This is a genomic window from Winogradskyella sp. (genome assembly GCF_965228925.1).
Classification (GTDB): domain Bacteria; phylum Bacteroidota; class Bacteroidia; order Flavobacteriales; family Flavobacteriaceae; genus Winogradskyella.
On the sequence record NZ_OZ245845.1, the window covers coordinates 1,989,601 to 2,007,249 of the forward strand.

Here is a 17,649-nt window from a genome sequence, read left to right on the forward strand (position 1 = left end):
TTATGTTTTTTAATGCCAGTAGCTTTAATGGAGATCTAAGCGCTTGGGATGTGAGTAACGTTACCAATATGAGAAGTATGTTTCAAGGGGCTTCAAGCTTTAATAGTGATATTGGGAACTGGAATGTGAGTAACGTTGCCGAAATGAGAAGTATGTTTCATGATGCTGTTGCATTCGATCAGGACTTAGGCGCTTGGAACGTGAGCAATGTTACAAATATGGCAGCCATGTTTTCTGGAGCTGAGTTATTTGTGGATCATTATGATGCTTTATTAAATGGTTGGGCGAATCTTTCCTTGCAAAACAATGTCACGTTCAATGCAGGTAATAGTATGTACTGTGCAGGTGCAGCGGCACGCCAACAAATTATTGATGATTTTGGTTGGCAGATCCTTGATGATGGTGAGGATTGCAGTGATCCTTTTGAAAATGGATTGATTACCACATGGAACACAAATCTTGGGACGTCTACACAGACCATATCCATCATGATAGATGAAAACTTGACTTACTCCTATAACATCGACTGGGGTGATGGGCAGAGGGACTTGAATGTTACAGGTCATATAGATCATGTGTACGATGCCTTGGGAACTTATCAAATAAAAATAATTGGGGTCTTTCCTGCTGCAAGATTCGGTGATGGTTTCTCTACTAATAATGCTCAAAAATTACAGTCTGTAGATCAATGGGGAAACATACAATGGGAAACTATGAATTCAGCCTTTTCTGATTGTCGGAATATGAATGTATTGGCAACAGATGCTCCGGATCTGTCCAATGTCACTAATATGAGACGCATGTTCGAAGGTGCTTCCAGTCTTAATGCTGATCTAAACCATTGGGACGTAAGCAATGTGACGAATATGTCAGAGCTTTTTAATTATGCCACAGACTTCAACGGGGAGATTGGTAATTGGAACGTGAGTAATGTAACAAATATGAACCAAATGTTTGACGCGGCCCGAAATTTCAACAAGAATCTAAATAGTTGGAATGTGGGTAATGTCACTAGTATGAGGTCAATGTTTTATGAAGCCGAAGATTTTAATCAGGAGTTGGGCAACTGGAATGTGTCGAGCGTTACCGATATGACAGAAATGTTCAGTCTTGCATTGAAATTCAATCAGGACATTGGTGCTTGGGATGTTTCAAATGTGACTACAATGCAATTTATGTTTTCTTATGCCAGAGATTTCGACCAGAATATCGGTGATTGGAATGTGAGCAGTGTCAACAATTTTGGAAACATGTTCAACAATTCGGGTTTATCCATAGACAACTATGACGCCCTATTGATGGGATGGAGTAGTCTACCAAGTTTAATGCCTAATGAAAATTTTGATGCTGGTGATTCTAAATATTGCGCTGCCATTGCTGAGCGCCAATACATTATCGATACTTATGGTTGGACGATCAATGATCAAGGACAAGAATGTAATATCGAACAATTTGATAACGGTTTTATTACGACCTGGGAAACCACTACGCCTAATGAAGTTGTTATCATTCCGGTATCACCAAGCGATACCTACAATTACCATATCGATTGGGGCGATGGTAATACAACTTTTAATAGAACTGGGCTCGCCCTCCATATCTATGCCAACCCTGGCATACATACGGTCAGAATTATAGGTCAATTCCCTAGGATTTTGTTTGCAAATACAACACCAGAAAACAGAGCCAAACTCAAGTCTGTTGAACAGTGGGGTAATGTGAGATGGCAATCCATGGAAGCCGCTTTTTTCTTTTGCCAGAATCTAGAAGTTAATGCCACAGATGCTCCAGATTTAAGTCAGACCACTTCTCTCAACAGTATGTTTGTGGCGGCAACCTCGATGAATAGCGATTTTAGTTATTGGGATGTCAGTGCCATTACCGATATGGCTAGCATGTTTAGTGGTGCTTCAGCCTTCGATCAAGACCTAAGTGCTTGGGATATCAGTGCGCTTACAGATGCCACAAGTATGTTTGGTGGAGTTACGCTAAGCGTAGAAAATTATGATGCGCTGCTTTTAGGGTGGAGTACCTTAGACGAGGGTGAAACACAGATTCCCGTAGGAATCACTTTTAGTGCAGGAGATAGCAAATATTGTTTTGGACAACCTGCCAGAACTATCTTGACTTCTACCCCTTTTAATTGGGCAATTTCTGATGATGGTGCAGACTGTGGAACTAATTTTGACGATGGTTTTATCACTACTTGGAAAACGGATAATTCCGGAACATCAGGTAATACCCAAATCACGATTCCAACCTTTTCTCAAAATACTTACAATTACAGCGTCGATTGGGGCGATGGTAATTATAGCTTTAACCTCACTGAAGATTATACACATACTTACGATTCCGCTGGAACATATACAGTAAAGATCATTGGTGAATTCCCATTCATCCTGTTCAATAATCAAGGCGATAAAGATAAAATCCTCAGTGTAGAGCAGTGGGGAAATATTGAATGGTTCAACATGCAGTTTGCCTTTAGAGGTTGCTCTAACTTAGTGCTCAATGCCACCGATGCACCAAACTTAAGTAATGCTACCAGTATGTTTGGGATCTTTCAAAATGCAGTACTTGTTAATGGAGATTTAAACCACTGGGATGTGAGTTCCATAACCAATATGGGGGAAGCATTTAAAGGCGCATTAGCCTTTAATGGAAATGTTAGTAGTTGGGATGTAAGCAGTGTAGAGGACATGCAGCAAATGTTTGAAAATGCAACGGCTTTTGATCAGGATTTAGGCGCTTGGGATATTAGTAGTATTACCAATATGACAAACATGTTTGTAAATGTTACGTTATCTACTAACAATTATGACAGCCTGTTAAAAGGTTGGAGTATTTTAGATGTTGATGCTGGAGAAGCACAAATCCCTTCTAGTATTAGTTTTCATGGAGGTAATAGTATATCGTGCTACGATCAAAATGCAAAAGCAAATCTCCAAAGCATACATAATTGGACCATTACAGATGGAGGTTCTTGTAGTGCCGATCAGTTTGTTACAACTTGGAAAACTGACCAACCAGGAGGAAGTACGTCTGACAACCAAATACTTATAGATACACAAGGAAGTGGGCTCGATTTTGATATTGATTGGGGTGACGGTAATGTTGATATCGGAGTAACAGGAGATATTACACATACTTATGCTGTTCCAGGAACCTACACTGTCAGAATTTTAGGAGATTTCAGAATTATAGGAACTTCCTCTAATGATGCCGATAAGTTATTGACCATAGAACAATGGGGAAGCATGCAGTGGACGTCCATGCAAGCAGCCTTCAGGCATTGCGATAATGTAATCGTCAACGCGACCGATACTCCAGATTTAAGTCAAACAGATAATACATCATTCATGTTCTTAAACGCATTGTCGATGACAGGTGATTTAAGTGCTTGGAATGTGAGTACGATAACCAATATGGAAGGTATGTTTCAGAATGCAGGTGCTTTTAATAGCGATATAAGTAACTGGAATGTTTCTAATGTAACAACAATGAGTAGTATGTTCAGGAATGCGATTGCTTTCCAACAAAATTTAGAAAACTGGGATATTACAAACATCACAACAATGGAAAACATGTTTACTGGTGTTAGTATATCAACCCCTAACTATGATGCAACATTAATAGGCTGGCAAAATGATAGCAGTGGTTCAGATGATGATGGTATTGATGATGTTCCGTCCAACATCATCTTTGATGGAGGCAATAGCATATATTGTTTTTCTGAAATAGAGTATCAGAATTTAACAGATACGTTTAATTGGACGATAACAGATGGTGGTTTTTGTTCAGATACAGACTTCTTTATAACAACCTGGAAAACGGATAACCCTGGGCCATCAGATTACAATCAGATTACCATTCCAACTGCTTCAGGCCTAGCTTATAGTTATATAATTGAATGGGGAGATGGCAATAGTGATACGAATGTTACAGGAGACATTACACATACGTATGCTACATCTGGAACCTATGAGGTACGAATTATAGGAAATTTTCCGCGAATTCGATTTAATGACGATGGAGACGACAGGAAAATATTATCAGTAGAACAATGGGGAACAATAATGTGGCAAAATATGGAAGATGCATTTCGCGGCTGTGAAAATCTTGTAATCAATGCGACAGATGCCCCCGATCTTTCAAATGTAACTAGTCTCCAAGCAATGTTTAGAGGATGTACTTCTATGAATAGTAACATCAATCACTGGGATACAAGTACGATTACAGACATGAAATCCATGTTTAGAGATGCCACCAGTTTTAACCAACCTCTAAACTTGTGGAATCTGAGTAATGTCACCGATATTGAAAGAATGTTTCAGGGTGCATCGGAATTTAACCAACCTCTGAACGATTGGAATGTGTCAAGTGTTACCAATATGGAACGTGTGTTCTGGGAAACAACAGATTTTAACCAACCTCTAAGCTTGTGGAATGTGAGTAATGTTACAACAATGGAAGCATTGTTTTTTGAAGCCTATGCATTTAATCAGGATTTGAGCAGTTGGAATGTGAGTAATGTCACTAATATGGATTCTACTTTTCAAGAGGCTGAAGCTTTCAATCAGGATTTGAGTGGTTGGAATGTAGGTAATGTTACCAATATGGATGAAATGTTTTTAGGAGCTTTGGTATTTAATCAACCTCTAAACAGCTGGGATGTCTCCAATGTAACAATAATCGGAGGGATGTTTCAACAAGCTGAAGCTTTTAACCAAGATCTTAATGATTGGAATACGTCTAGCATCACGGTAATGGAAGATGTATTTCAACAAGCTACTGCATTCAATGGAGATATAACAACTTGGGATACATCCAATGTAACGGACTTTAGGGATATGTTTTACCAAGCCACTAGTTTTAATAGGGACATTGGGAATTGGAACACTGGATCTGCCACAACCATGTCAAGTATGTTTGAAGGTGCTATGAGTTTTAATCAGGATTTAAGTAGCTGGGATACTAGTTCGGTGACATCTATGTTTTCAATGTTTGAAGACGCGGTTAGCTTTAACCAGAACATAGGTGGTTGGGATACGTCTAGTGTAGTTAATACAACGGATATGTTTAGAGGTGCTATAGCTTTCAATCAAGATATTGGTAATTGGGATTTAAGCAGTATAGATGAACATATGCATGATATGTTTTTAAGAGCAGGTTTATCCACAGATAATTATGATGCTACTCTAATAGGCTGGCATACTGATGAAAGTGGGGCCGCTGGAGATGGTGACGATGACGTACCTTCTAACGTTTATTTCCATGGCGGTAATAGTCAATATTGTAACTCAGAAGTAGAACGACAAGACTTAATCGATACACATGGCTGGACCATTATTGACGATGGATTCTTTTGCCCTGGAGTTTCATTTATCACTACTTGGGAAACCACAACAGCCAACGAGACTATAACTATCCCAACACTTCCAAGTGGAACATACAATTACACCGTAGATTGGGGTGATGGTAACATAACAACTAATGAAACAGGAGATGCTACACATCAATATACGATGTCAGGCATACATGTAGTTAGCATCACAGGAGATTTTCCAAGTATACACTTTAATAATTCAGAAGACAAGGACAAGATATTAACTGTCGAACAATGGGGTATAATCTCCTGGGAAACTATGAGCAGAGCCTTTTTAGGTTGTACTAACTTGGATGTGGTGGCTACCGATATTCCAGATTTATCCAATGTCTCGTCATTATCACAAATGTTTCAGTCTTGTAATACGCTTGTTGGGACTGTTGATTTTAACAATTGGGATACTAGTACTGTAAATGACATCTCTTCAATATTTGAAGGGGCATCAAACTTTAATCAACCGATCGGAAATTGGAATGTGAGCAATGTGCTCAATATGAGAGGTGCATTTAGAAGTGCAAATGATTTTAATCAGGATATCAGTTTATGGAATGTAGGTAATGTTACTAGCATGCGTGAAATGTTTAGAGCTGCATCCGATTTTAATCAAGACATCAGCAATTGGAATGTAAGCAGTGTGCAAACATTTGCTAGTATGTTTAGTGCGGCAAATGCGTTCAATCAGGATATCGGCGATTGGGATATTGGTGCAGCAACTAGCATTAGTCAAATGTTTAGAAATACGGGAAGCTTTGATCAGGACTTAGGAGATTGGGATATCACGAATGTGACAACCATGGAGAATATGTTTAACGGAGCGACATTGTCTACGGCTAACTACGATGCCACTTTAATAGGCTGGCAAACGGATGACAGCGGAGTTGCAGGAGATGGTGACGATGATGTGCCATCCAATGTCGAACTCCATGGTGGCAACAGTCAATATTGTGCATCAGAAACCCAAAGACAAGACTTGATAGATAACTATAGCTGGACGATTACTGATGATGGTCTTAATTGCCCTGCAACAATTGCGTTGAGTCCAAAAGTCTATTTACAAGGAGCGTCTTTAAATCCAATCATGGGTGAGGAAAACCTAATGCGCGACGATTTAAGAGCCAATGGCCTTATACCGCTTATATCACCCTACAGCGATGGGTTAATAGCAGATAGTTCAGTGTTCACGGTGGTGGGCACTGAAGCTATCCTCGATTGGGTCTGGGTAGAACTTAGAGATAAAGACGACAACAGCATTGTTGTGGATGGTCAATCGGCCTTCTTACAGCGTGATGGCGATGTTGTAGATGTCGACGGTATATCAGAACTGCGCTTTGCTCAACCAGCATCTAATTACTATGTCGTGGTGAACCACCGCAACCATATCGGTATCATAAGTAGTAATACCGTGTCTTTGGGCGGTATCGCAACAACGGTAGACCTATCCTCTGATCCCAGTTCTGTAGAAGGCGGCACCAATTCGGTAATCGCAGTATCAAATGGCAAGTACGGGATGTATACGGGTGATTTTGACGGCAATGCTCAGATCCAGAATACTGATGCCAATGCTGTGATCCAGTTAATTGGCGGTTCAGGTTATCAGGAGGCCGATATGGACATCAACACACAGATCCAGAACACGGATGTTAATTCACTTATCAATCCCAACATTGGAAGGGGTGAACAGTTCAGTAGAACCGCAGTTAGTACACTATCGACAGATGTCACCTTAAGTTTTGCCAATGCGCAGATTACCAATGACGGTACAGACGATTACTATGAGGCCGACATCATGATATCGGGCACTATGGACTTCTATGTAGGCTCGGGACAGGTGTATTTTGATTACAGCACAACGGCTTTTGGAGAGAACGTATCGGCCAACAACAATATCGAGTACAGCCAACCGGATGGTTCTATTCTGGGCTATGAGTTCCCGGGAGTGCCATTTGCGACACCGGCCTATAAGGATTTTGTCCAGAACGATAACACGACCTCACGGGTATCACTATCGTTCCAACAGAACGTGGCGCTAGTAGGTCTGGAATTTGCGCCGGAGGTTCAGATCACATCGGCCCCAAAGGTCTTATTCCATATCAAGATCCGCTATGTGGATGCCATGGAAGATCCAGGGATCTGCTTCTACAGCGATGGCGTGTTCCAGGACCAGTTCTTTACGGCCTGCGGTGGGACCAATATTGCGGACTGTACCAATGTACCGGGTACCCAGATTACCAATGATACCTACGACTGCTCAGGGGCTGCTTTAGGTACCTTGGGTATAGCGGATCTGGAAAGCGATACCATAACCTTGTATCCAAACCCGGCACAAGCGCGATTTGCGATAAGTGGCCTTAAGACATCCCATACCATAAGCGTCTACGATATCAATGGCAGGCTCATCCTGAAGGAGGAGCGGTCCGACGATAGACCGATAGATATGGGTGCTTACGATGATGGGGTGTATCTGGTACACATAAAGAACGACAATGGATCGGTAACCAAGCGCCTGATCAAGAAAAGCAATTAACCTTACCCAAAACCAAACAACGATGAAAAACTTTAAATATATTTTAGTTCTGGCCATCCTATGGACGAATGTTTCAGTTGGCCAGAATATCACCTTTACTTTTGCCAATGCCCAGATCACCAATGACGGTATGGACGATTTCTATGAGGCCGATATCATGATCGAGAGCGCGACGGACTTTTATGTGGGCTCGGGCCAACTGTATTTGGATTACAGTACGGCTGCCTTCGGGGAGAACATCTCGGCCAACGGCAATATCGAGTACGGCCGTCCGGCGGGTTCCATCATCGGCTACGAGTTCCCGGGCTTTCCGTTTCCGACCCCGGCCTATAAGGACTTTGTACAGAACGACAATACCAGCTCGAGGCTATCATTGTCGTTCCAACAGAACGTAGCCTTGGTAGGTCTGGAATTTGCACCGGAGATCCAAGTGACATCGACCCCAAAGGTATTGATGCACATCAAGATCCGCTATGTAGATGTCAATGCCGATCCGGGGATCTGCTTTTATAGCGAGGGTGTGTTCCAGGACCAGTTCTTTACGGCCTGCGGGGGTACCAATATTGCAGACTGTACCAATAGTCCCGGAACCCAGATTACCGATGATAGCTATGACTGCAGCGGAGCGTCTCTGAGTACGGTTTACATATATAATAACGGGTGGACGCCTTCGGATCCTAATGGTGGATCGACAAGTGCTGATGATATCCTTATTGAAGCTGGTGAAGCGACCATCAACACGGACACGGACTGTAATAACATGACTATTGAAGCTGGTGCCGGACTGACCGTTAATAATGGTATAACGCTCAATGCCGCTTCGGGCGTACGTTTAGAATCAATCTCGACGAGCTATTCCAGCCTAATCTCCGACGGCACCATCACCGGAACGGTCACTTATGAGCGCCACGTGAACCAAACAGCGTCACCGGGCGGTAACGATCTCATCACCCCACCCGTATCCGGACAAAGCTTTACAGACTTTTTGGCCAACAATAACAACATCGTATCTAATGCCGGGAATACCCTGTACCTATTCGGGCCTTTTGATAAGACATCGGGAAGTTATGTCACCTATGCCAATACGGAATCGGCAACATTGACCTCGGGGGTAGGCTATAGGGCGGCGACTACGGACAATGCCACGCTGAGCTTTGAAGGGACCGTCAACCAAGGCATCGTGAACCAAGCGGTATTCAATACGGGCCCGAACTTTAGTGCATGGAACCTTATGGGGAACCCCTATCCCTCGTACCTCAATGTCCAGAGTTTTTTAAACAACGCCAATAATATGGGTGTATTGGATGCAACCAATGTGGGCATCTATGGCTATGACGGGGATGCTTCGGACGGTTGGGTGATCTATAACCTGAACACCACCGACGCCAATACGGTCATTACTCCGGGACAGGGCTTTTTTGTAGCCGTTGGTAGCGATGCCTCGCTAGAATTCACGCCAAGCATGCGCCGCCATGGGGATAGTGATGACTTTATTGCTGGGAGAAATACGGATACGAACCAACATTTAAGATTACAGTTGGATAATTCCAGTGGGGAAATCTCAAGTACTGATTTTTATTTCAATAGTAATTCTACTGACGGATTGGACTTAGGTTATGATGCAGCGGTTTTCGGCAATGTGGCCAATGGGGATTTTGCTCTGTATTCGCATTTGGTCGAGAACGGTCAGGGCATAGATTTTGCGATTCAATCCCTGCCACAGGATATTTTGAATAGTGGTATGATTCCCATAGGGATTAATGCCAATTTAGGCGAACAATTGACCATTGGTATAGAGAGTTCGGGTCTGCCAGCGGACATTGATGTCTACCTGCTGGATACCCAAAACAATCAGTCGACACACTTAAATACAGAAGACTTTATCATCACCCCGATAGAAGACCTCAATGGAATAGGACGTTTTTATATATCCCTTTCGCAGCAGACCTTGGGAGCCTCCAATACGCAGTTAGATGTCCTTAAAATCTATACTGTAGGTGAGACCATTGTTATCAATGGTCCAGTGCAAGAGGATACACAGGCTAAGCTATATGATATCAATGGAAGAACGGTGCAGACCCAAAAGATAGAGGCTACAACGGACTACAATACCTTGTCTATATCCCAGTTACAATCGGGTGCATATATTATGGAATTAGCCAATAGTAGGGAGCGTCATACACAAAAGATTATCATTGAATAAAGGGATGTTAGAGAAAGATAAAATACCGATAACCCGGGAGGAGGCGATCCAAAATATGGGTAAGTATGCGGCATTAGCGGCATTGGGAACTATAGTTATACTTAATCCGCTTATGGCACAGTCGGCATCGCCTCCCGACCCTGGGGGGAATCCTTTTGATTGAGTACGTGATTAGGGTAAAAATGACTCCATAAAAAAGAAACTAAAACATAATTCAGGAATCATCCTAGAGGGAATGCGCTACTGAATTATAACGTTCTTCATTTATTAATAGCGAAGACGCACGGTACTGTTTTACTTAAAGGGGTTGAATGTAAATAAACAGTAGTGCGATAACCTCCTTAAGCAATTAAGGAGGTTTTTTAATGATAATTTTATGTGTTAGAGCTCAGATTTTAGGGTCAAACTTCTCTTATTCTTCTAACAAAAGATTCGACATTTGCTCTGTACGCTCTACGAAGGAGCTCCTTGAGAAATCAAGGAGCTTTTATTTTTCAGTTCATACGCAAAATTGTAAGCGTAATCTACCAAAAAGTATACGATATTCGAAAATTCGTATAAGGAAACGAGGTTACTTCCATCTGACCTTTGTCTTATAATTTTTAACATTAAAGAATAGACAAAAATGAAGACAAATCAATTTGGTAAAAAAGGTTGGACGCCTGATAGAATAAAAAAATTAAACGATAAAACATTCGTTGTTACAGGTACTACAAGCGGAACTGGTTTTGAAGCAACTAAAGTATTGCTTTCAAAAGGAGCAACGGTCGTAATGCTAAACAGAAACCCAAAGAAGGCCGTAAGCACAATTAAAACTTTAAAGCAAGAACTTGGAAATCAAATAGACGTTTTAACCATAAAAATGGATTTAGCAGCTCAAGCTTCTGTGAAAAAAGCGGCAGAAGAAGTATTAAAAACAGTTGCTCGAATTGATGCTCTAATTTGTAATGCAGCCATTGCCCAAGTACCTAAACAAACATTAACAGTAGACGGTTGGGAAAGTCAAATGGGAACGAATTACTACGGGAATTGGACATTACAAGCTTTATTGTTTCCACTTATTGAAAAATCAAAGGGACGAATCGTAACTGTGGGTAGTATGGGGTATAATATGGGAATTAAAACCATCAAATTTCATGATTTGAATTGGGATAAAGACTACACGCCTAATAATGCTTATAGCCAAAGTAAACTGGCACAAATCATGACTATTTATGAATTACAGGATAAATTGAAAGAAGCAGGTAGAACGGATGTTAAAGCCTTTGCTTGTCATCCTGGTTCTTCAAGAACCAATTTAATAAATACAAGTGGCAGTTTTATGATGAAGTTCATCTTTAATCTGATGAAATTATCCCCATTAACACAATCAGCTGAAAAAGGTGCATATCCACAATTGATGTGTGCAACAGAACCAAATTTAGACCAAAGCGGATTTTATGGTCCAACAGGAAGAAGCAATTGGGTAGGTCCAGTGGGAGCGCACAAAATAGAGTCTCATGCTAAAGATAAGTCAGTAGCTAAACAATTATGGGAAATTTCAGAAAAAGAAACAGGTGTAAAGTGGAATATCTAAATTTGTATCATGCGTCATTTTAAAACGTTATCATCATATTTAGATTATTTAGGAGTGCCGCGACCAGAGCATCCCATGTTGAGTATATTTAACTCAAAAGGTGATGGTTATTTACCTTGTCCAAGAGAAAGTTCACCACCAATTACCAATGATTGCTATTCCATTAGTTTTAAAAAATATGTAGAAGGAAATTTAAACTACGGACGAACAAAATATGATTTCACCAATGGCGCTTTAATTTTCATTGCGCCTAGACAAGTTCTACAATGGGATGATAGCGTAGTCTTTGAGCAAAAAGGTTTTTCAATAAATTTCCACGAAGATTTTTTGAAAGGAACAGAATTAGCCCAACAAATAAAAAAATACGGTTTCTTTTCTTATTCAATCAATGAAGCATTACATCTTTCACCAAAGGAAGAAAAGCAAATAGAATCTATTGTGGAAAACATTGAAATTGAATATCAAAACAACCAAGATGTCTTTAGTAAAGAAATAATTATTTCTCAATTGGACACACTTCTAAAATACGCCAATCGTTTTTATCAAAGACAATTTTTGAACAGGGAAGAAATATCCAACGACTTGTTAAGGAAATTTAATCAACACTTAACTGAATATTTTGAGTCTGGACAATTGCAAGAAAACGGCATTCCAAGCATTGAACAAATTGCAGATAAAATGTCGGTTTCCCAACGTTATTTGAGTGATACTTTAAAAAAAGAAACAGGTAAAACTACGACCGAGCATTTGCACTTGCTTTTAATAGATGAAGCAAAAAATATACTACTGCAACCTCATAAAAGTATTTCAGAAGTGGCCTATGAATTAGGGTTTGAATATCCACCTTATTTTTCGAGACTATTTAAAAAGAAAGAAGGTGTAAGTCCAACCGAGTACAGAGAAAAATATAAACTAAACTAAAATGGAACTATTAAAATTAGCCACAGCCAAATAAGACTCAAGCCCTATAAAGGTCCAAGTCTTAGAGGATTAACTTTTCCATATAAATACAGTGCGTGCCATCGATCTCATAAGGCGGTTTGTTTATTATTTTAAACCCAAATTTTTTATAAAGCTTAATACCTTCGTCTATATGAGCGGTAGTCAACAGAGAAAGCGAATGATAGTTGTTTTGCCGTGCGTAGTTTTCAACATAACGCAATAATTGATACCCTATTTTTAAGCCTCTCAGATGAGGTAATACGACCATGCCTCTTATTTGAAATGTATGTATTAGCTCCATACCTCCTATGGTTCCTGCTATTTCGCCTTCATGTTCAGCAATCCATATGGGGCCTTGGTTCAATCTCTTTTCTACACCTTTGGGCGATACGACCATCACGGCATAAGCGCCTTCAGTAAATAATTCTTGATAAGCTTTAAAAGAATCCGATAAAATGTTATGAATTAATTCAGCATCACTTTTTTTAGCCAAACGAATATGAATAGTATTTTCCATTTTTTAATATTAAAATACCCTTTCAACAAACCAAAATAAACCTACCAACGCGATCACTATCGACGCAGGAATTTGTATCCGTTGGCGATACCAGCTTTTGCGCCTAATGAACCATACTAATGCGGCAGCAGCAATTAATACCAACAACTGGCCCAACTCCACACCAATATTAAACGCCAATAATGAAGGTACTAAATTTCCTTTAGGTAATCCATATTCACCCAACACCGCTGCAAAACCTAAGCCGTGCAGTAAACCAAAGCCAAAAACAATGAGAGGGCGCCATTTGTTCGTTTTTTTAAACAGACAGTTTTCGACGGCTACCCATACGATGGACAGCGCAATAAGAGGTTCAACTATAGTGCTTGGGACTTGCACAATATCCAAAGCGGCAAGTGCCAAGGTGATGGTGTGGGCCAAGGTAAAAGCGGTGACTTGCCAAAGCAATGATCTAAAGATAAGACTGGAAAAAAAAAGTCCTAATACAAAGAGAATATGATCTAAGCCTTTGGGGACGATATGATCAATACCTGCCTTGATAAATAACAAAAATCTTTCTTGCCAGGGCATGGCTGCCAATCGACGCATCCGCTGACGTTTTAAGGCTGCTATGTATTCGGCTTTTATTTGCTGGTCTTGGAAGTCAAGTTGCCCCTGTTCGATTTCAAATAGAATAAGTTCGTCAGGAGTATGAGCAAAAACCACACTACTTGTACTTAGGAAGATACAAAAGATAAGCGTTTTAAGAAGCCTCATAAACATAGCAAGTATATTAATGCAAAGTGACTCGGACGCCCATGCCACTTTTCATATAGCTTTAAAGGACTTAGTCAGTTGTACCATCTAGCCCTCTCACTTTCAACAGCGCATCAATTTTTGGTTCACGTCCTCGAAATTGTTTGTAAAGTTCCATAGCTTCCTCAGTGGCACCTTTTTCATAAACATGTGTTCTCAACTTTGCTGCAAGTTCAGGATCAAACACATCTCCTGCTTCTTTAAAAGCTTCAAAACCGTCCGAATCGAGTACCGCAGAGTGAACATAACTATAGTATCCAGCAGCGTAACCGCTCGAAAAGATATGTGCAAAGTAAGTACTGCGATAGCGTGGTGCAATTTCGTCTATCAAACCAATTTTGGTCAGTGAAGCGGCTTCAAACGCATCAGCATCTTTGAGTTCGTCTTCAGCTTTAATGGTATGCCAATCCATATCCAATAAAGAGGCCGCTAGATATTCGGTGTTGGCAAAACCTTGATTGAATTTGGATGCCTTCAGCAATTTTTCAATTAATTGATCAGGAATGACTTCCCCAGTTTCATAATGCGTTGCGAACGATTTAAGGATTTCGGGTTCGCTAGCCCAGTGTTCCAGAATTTGTGCTGGGAATTCTGTAAAATCACGAGGGCCAGAAGTCCCTGCCATACTACCGTAAGTCACATTGGTTAAAATACCATGCATAGCATGACCAAATTCATGAAATAAGGTAGTAACGTTTTCAAAACTAAGTAATGATGGTGCATCGCCAACGGGCGCCGGGAAGTTACAGACGTTTACAACAACGGGCCGTTCTTTGCCATCAAGATTGGATTGTCCCTTAAAACTACTCATCCATGCGCCGCCGCGTTTATTGGAACGGGTAAAATAATCACCTATAAAAATGCCGAGATGGCTACCATCTTTATCTTTTACCTCCCATACCCGTGCATCGGGATGATACACATTAATATCAAAGAGCTCGGTATAGGTGACGCCCCATAATTTGTTAGTAGTTTCAAACACACCATTAAGGACATTATCCAGTGATAAGTAGGGCTTCAGTGCAGCTTCATCCAAATCATATTTGGCTTTACGAACTTTTTCTGAATACTGCCACCAGTCCCAAGCCGCTATCTTAAAATCCTGCCCTTCGGCAGCAACTACGGCTTGCATATCAGCAACTTCTACTTTGGCCCTTTCCAATGCAGGTTTCCATAGTTGTAATAATAAATCATAAACTTCAGCTGGGGTTTTTAGCATGCGCTCTTCAAGAACAAAATGAGCATAGGTTTCGTAACCCATTAATTGAGCACGCTCTGCACGCAATTTTGCTATTTTCGCGGCAATTGCTTTATTATCCGTTTTATTATCGTTATCACCACGTTGTACATAAGCCTTATATAACTTTTCACGTAGGTCCCGTCTATTGGATTCTGTCAGGAAAGGATACATGCTACTGCGATGTGGTGTAAATACATATTTATCTTTGTATTTTGCTTTGTCGTCTTCATTTTCCGCCTGTTCCATTTTTTGTGCCGCTGTTTCCGCTGCGGCAGCGATGATGCCATCGGACAGACCATCTAAGTCCGCTTTATCTAAAATGAGTTCAAAGCCATTAGTTTCAGCTAAGAGGTTCTGACCAAAAGCGGTGGTAAGCTCTGAAATTTTAGAATTGATTTCTGTAATCTGAGCTTTCTGTTCTTTATTCAGTAAGGCGCCACTGCGAACAAAGGACTTACGTCTGTCTTCCAAAAGTTTGCGTTGCTCACTCGTAAGTTCAAGGCTTTCACGTGCTTCCCAAATAGTTTCAACCCGATTAAACAGTGCTTCATTCAAGATTATTTTATCTCTATGAGCTGATAATAGTGGACTTAACTCACGCTGTAATTCTTGTAATTTCGGGTTGGTGTTTGAACCTGTTAAATTGTAAAAAACGCCTTGTACTTTAGAAAGCAACTTACCCGATCTTTCTAATTCTTCGAGTGTATTGGCAAAGGTAGGGGCCTCAGGGTTATTGACGATAGCATCAATTTCAGCAAGGTTGTCTTCCATTCCTTTTTTAAACGCAGGCATATAATGTTCATTGGTTATTTCATGAAAAGGAGGAACTTCAAAGGGGGTATCCCATTCTTGAAAAAATGGATTATCTGATACTTGCATTTCGGTAGGTTCTGTTTGGTTTTGACATGCACTTAAAAGTACAATGGTAGCAAAAAAAAGAAGTTTTTTCATTCTCGGATGTATTTATGATGTTGTGAATATAGGTGTTTAGGCATTCGAAACCAAAATTTTAGACCTTGACTTAAAACTTTCTTAATGAGCTTATCTGCTGTTTTAAGATATGTGTTCGCGGCCTTCAACCGACTGAATGAAACGGTTCTGAGTGTACCTTATGTTTTGATGTGTTGGTTTCTTATGGTTACTCTGCCCATGGATTGTAAGAACCAAAATTCCATAGATGACCTTCTGAACCTCAACAATTATGGCCTCGCCCCCTCCAGCCGTATTAGCTTGGAGATGATGTTCAAGCTTCTCTCATACTTCCGATAAAGAGTATTGATAGTCTTCTGTTTGATCTCTTTTTTTATGGTTACCCTGCTTAAGATGAATGGGCCAGATTAAACGGCGTTTGTTCATAACTCTAAATCTTTATTTTACTACATTTATGTAGATGAATTTAGATAGTAAGTTATTATTTTTCTTTAGTGCCCTTGGAGCATTCAATGGGATGTTGCTTAGTGTTTACTTTGGTTTTGTAATTAAAAACAGAAAAACATCCAATTATTTTCTTTCGTTTCTGTTTCTGGTTTTAAGTATAAGGGTCATTAAGTCGGTTTTTTATTATTTCAACCCGAAGTTATCTGAGATATATATTCAAGTAGGGCTTTCTGCCTGCGTTCTAATAGGTCCTTTTCTCTATCTATATATAAAGTCCCAGATGGATGACATGAAGACTAGGTTTTGGGTATTGCATATCGTCCCCATATTAGTTGGTATTATTGCATTAGGGATTGTTTTTCCTTACTGGTCCTATTATGAATTATGGTCGGGGAAAATTATTCATTTGATTTATTTCCAATGGTTTATATATATAGTGTTCACTACCTATGAGTTGAGAGCTGTTTTAAAACGCTTAATCACTAGAAATGATAAGAATAACAGTCTCGAAATTTGGCTTCTAAGTGTTTATTTTGGCATATTGAGTATATGGTTAGCTTATGCGACCAGTTCCTTTACCTCATATATTGTTGGGGCCATATCCTTTTCGTTTTTCCTATATCTCTTAATATTAATTTGGTTTTTAAAGTTAAATAAGGATAGGTTATTTTTTGAAACCAAAGGGAAGTATGAAAACAGAAAAGTAAAGAAAGACACCATAGAATCAATTATGGGGAACCTATCTACTATTGAGAAGAAAAAACTCTATCAAAACCCAAATATTAAACTCTCTGATGTCGCCTCCGAACTTAATGTAGTGCCCCATATACTTTCGCAAGTTTTGAATGAACATTTAGGGAAATCCTTCTCTGTTTTTATAAATGAATACAGGGTTGAAAAAGCAAAGAAAATGTTAGTGGAAAATGAGCTTTATACTATAGAAGGTATAGGCCTTGACAGTGGTTTTAAATCTAAATCTGCTTTTTTCAAAAGCTTTAAAACTATTACGGGAACCACACCAGCAAAGTATAGGGATAGCCATAGAGCGATATAGTCTCAATTTATAAATCAGAACTACTTAAGCGCTTC

The 17,649-nt window shown here is 40.0% G+C and carries 9 protein-coding genes; 6 read left to right on the forward strand and 3 right to left on the reverse strand.

The genetic code is table 11. The annotated features are described in order from the left end of the window. Positions 1-2 precede the first annotated feature (2 nt). From ACO052_RS08210 to ACO052_RS08230, 5 genes are all read left to right on the forward strand, one after another. A complete protein-coding gene (locus ACO052_RS08210; protein WP_422107524.1) occupies positions 3-7,910 on the forward strand; it encodes a BspA family leucine-rich repeat surface protein in 7,908 nt (2,635 codons plus the stop codon). 22 nt (positions 7,911-7,932) lie between these two features. Beyond that, positions 7,933-10,113: a T9SS type A sorting domain-containing protein gene (locus ACO052_RS08215; protein WP_422107525.1), complete on the forward strand. Its 2,181-nt coding sequence runs from the start codon at positions 7,933-7,935 to the stop codon at positions 10,111-10,113. 4 nt (positions 10,114-10,117) lie between these two features. After that, positions 10,118-10,276 (forward strand): hypothetical protein, encoded by a 159-nt coding sequence (locus ACO052_RS08220; protein ID WP_422107526.1) that lies wholly within the window; start codon positions 10,118-10,120, stop codon positions 10,274-10,276. Positions 10,277-10,738: 462 nt separating this feature from the next. Next, entirely contained in the window at positions 10,739-11,689 is a 951-nt protein-coding gene (locus ACO052_RS08225) for an SDR family NAD(P)-dependent oxidoreductase (RefSeq protein WP_422107527.1), read from the forward strand. 9 nt (positions 11,690-11,698) lie between these two features. Next, positions 11,699-12,610 carry a helix-turn-helix domain-containing protein gene (locus tag ACO052_RS08230; RefSeq protein ID WP_422107528.1) on the forward strand — a complete coding sequence of 304 codons (912 nt, stop codon included), beginning with the start codon at positions 11,699-11,701 and terminating at the stop codon, positions 12,608-12,610. A 61-nt stretch (positions 12,611-12,671) separates the two neighbouring features. On the opposite strand, the gene ACO052_RS08235 is transcribed toward ACO052_RS08230, so the two are convergent. The 3 genes from ACO052_RS08235 to ACO052_RS08245 form a co-directional block, all read right to left on the reverse strand. Further along, positions 12,672-13,148 carry a GNAT family N-acetyltransferase gene (locus ACO052_RS08235; protein ID WP_422107529.1) on the reverse strand — a complete coding sequence of 159 codons (477 nt, stop codon included), beginning with the start codon at positions 13,146-13,148 and terminating at the stop codon, positions 12,672-12,674. A 9-nt stretch (positions 13,149-13,157) separates the two neighbouring features. Continuing rightward, positions 13,158-13,904, reverse strand: coding sequence for a HupE/UreJ family protein (locus tag ACO052_RS08240; protein ID WP_422107530.1), 747 nt, complete (start codon positions 13,902-13,904; stop codon positions 13,158-13,160). Positions 13,905-13,974: 70 nt separating this feature from the next. Then, positions 13,975-16,134 carry a M3 family metallopeptidase gene (locus ACO052_RS08245; RefSeq protein WP_422107531.1) on the reverse strand — a complete coding sequence of 720 codons (2,160 nt, stop codon included), beginning with the start codon at positions 16,132-16,134 and terminating at the stop codon, positions 13,975-13,977. A gap of 715 nt (positions 16,135-16,849) precedes the next feature. Between ACO052_RS08245 and ACO052_RS08250 the strand changes: the two genes are divergently transcribed. Then, the gene (locus ACO052_RS08250) at positions 16,850-17,614 is read left to right on the forward strand and encodes a helix-turn-helix domain-containing protein (protein WP_422107532.1); all 765 of its coding nucleotides are present in this window, start codon (positions 16,850-16,852) and stop codon (positions 17,612-17,614) included. Positions 17,615-17,649: the final 35 nt, after the last annotated feature.

Coding starts and splice junctions, on each gene's coding strand:
- ACO052_RS08230 (WP_422107528.1), top strand. CDS start 11,699: ATGCGTCATTTTAAAACGTTATCATCATATTTAGATTATTTAGGAGTG.
- ACO052_RS08225 (WP_422107527.1), top strand. CDS start 10,739: ATGAAGACAAATCAATTTGGTAAAAAAGGTTGGACGCCTGATAGAATA.
- ACO052_RS08215 (WP_422107525.1), top strand. CDS start 7,933: ATGAAAAACTTTAAATATATTTTAGTTCTGGCCATCCTATGGACGAAT.
- ACO052_RS08245 (WP_422107531.1), bottom strand. CDS start 16,134: ATGAAAAAACTTCTTTTTTTTGCTACCATTGTACTTTTAAGTGCATGT.
- ACO052_RS08235 (WP_422107529.1), bottom strand. CDS start 13,148: ATGGAAAATACTATTCATATTCGTTTGGCTAAAAAAAGTGATGCTGAA.
- ACO052_RS08240 (WP_422107530.1), bottom strand. CDS start 13,904: ATGAGGCTTCTTAAAACGCTTATCTTTTGTATCTTCCTAAGTACAAGT.
- ACO052_RS08250 (WP_422107532.1), top strand. CDS start 16,850: ATGAAGACTAGGTTTTGGGTATTGCATATCGTCCCCATATTAGTTGGT.
- ACO052_RS08210 (WP_422107524.1), top strand. CDS start 3: ATGTTTTTTAATGCCAGTAGCTTTAATGGAGATCTAAGCGCTTGGGAT.
- ACO052_RS08220 (WP_422107526.1), top strand. CDS start 10,118: ATGTTAGAGAAAGATAAAATACCGATAACCCGGGAGGAGGCGATCCAA.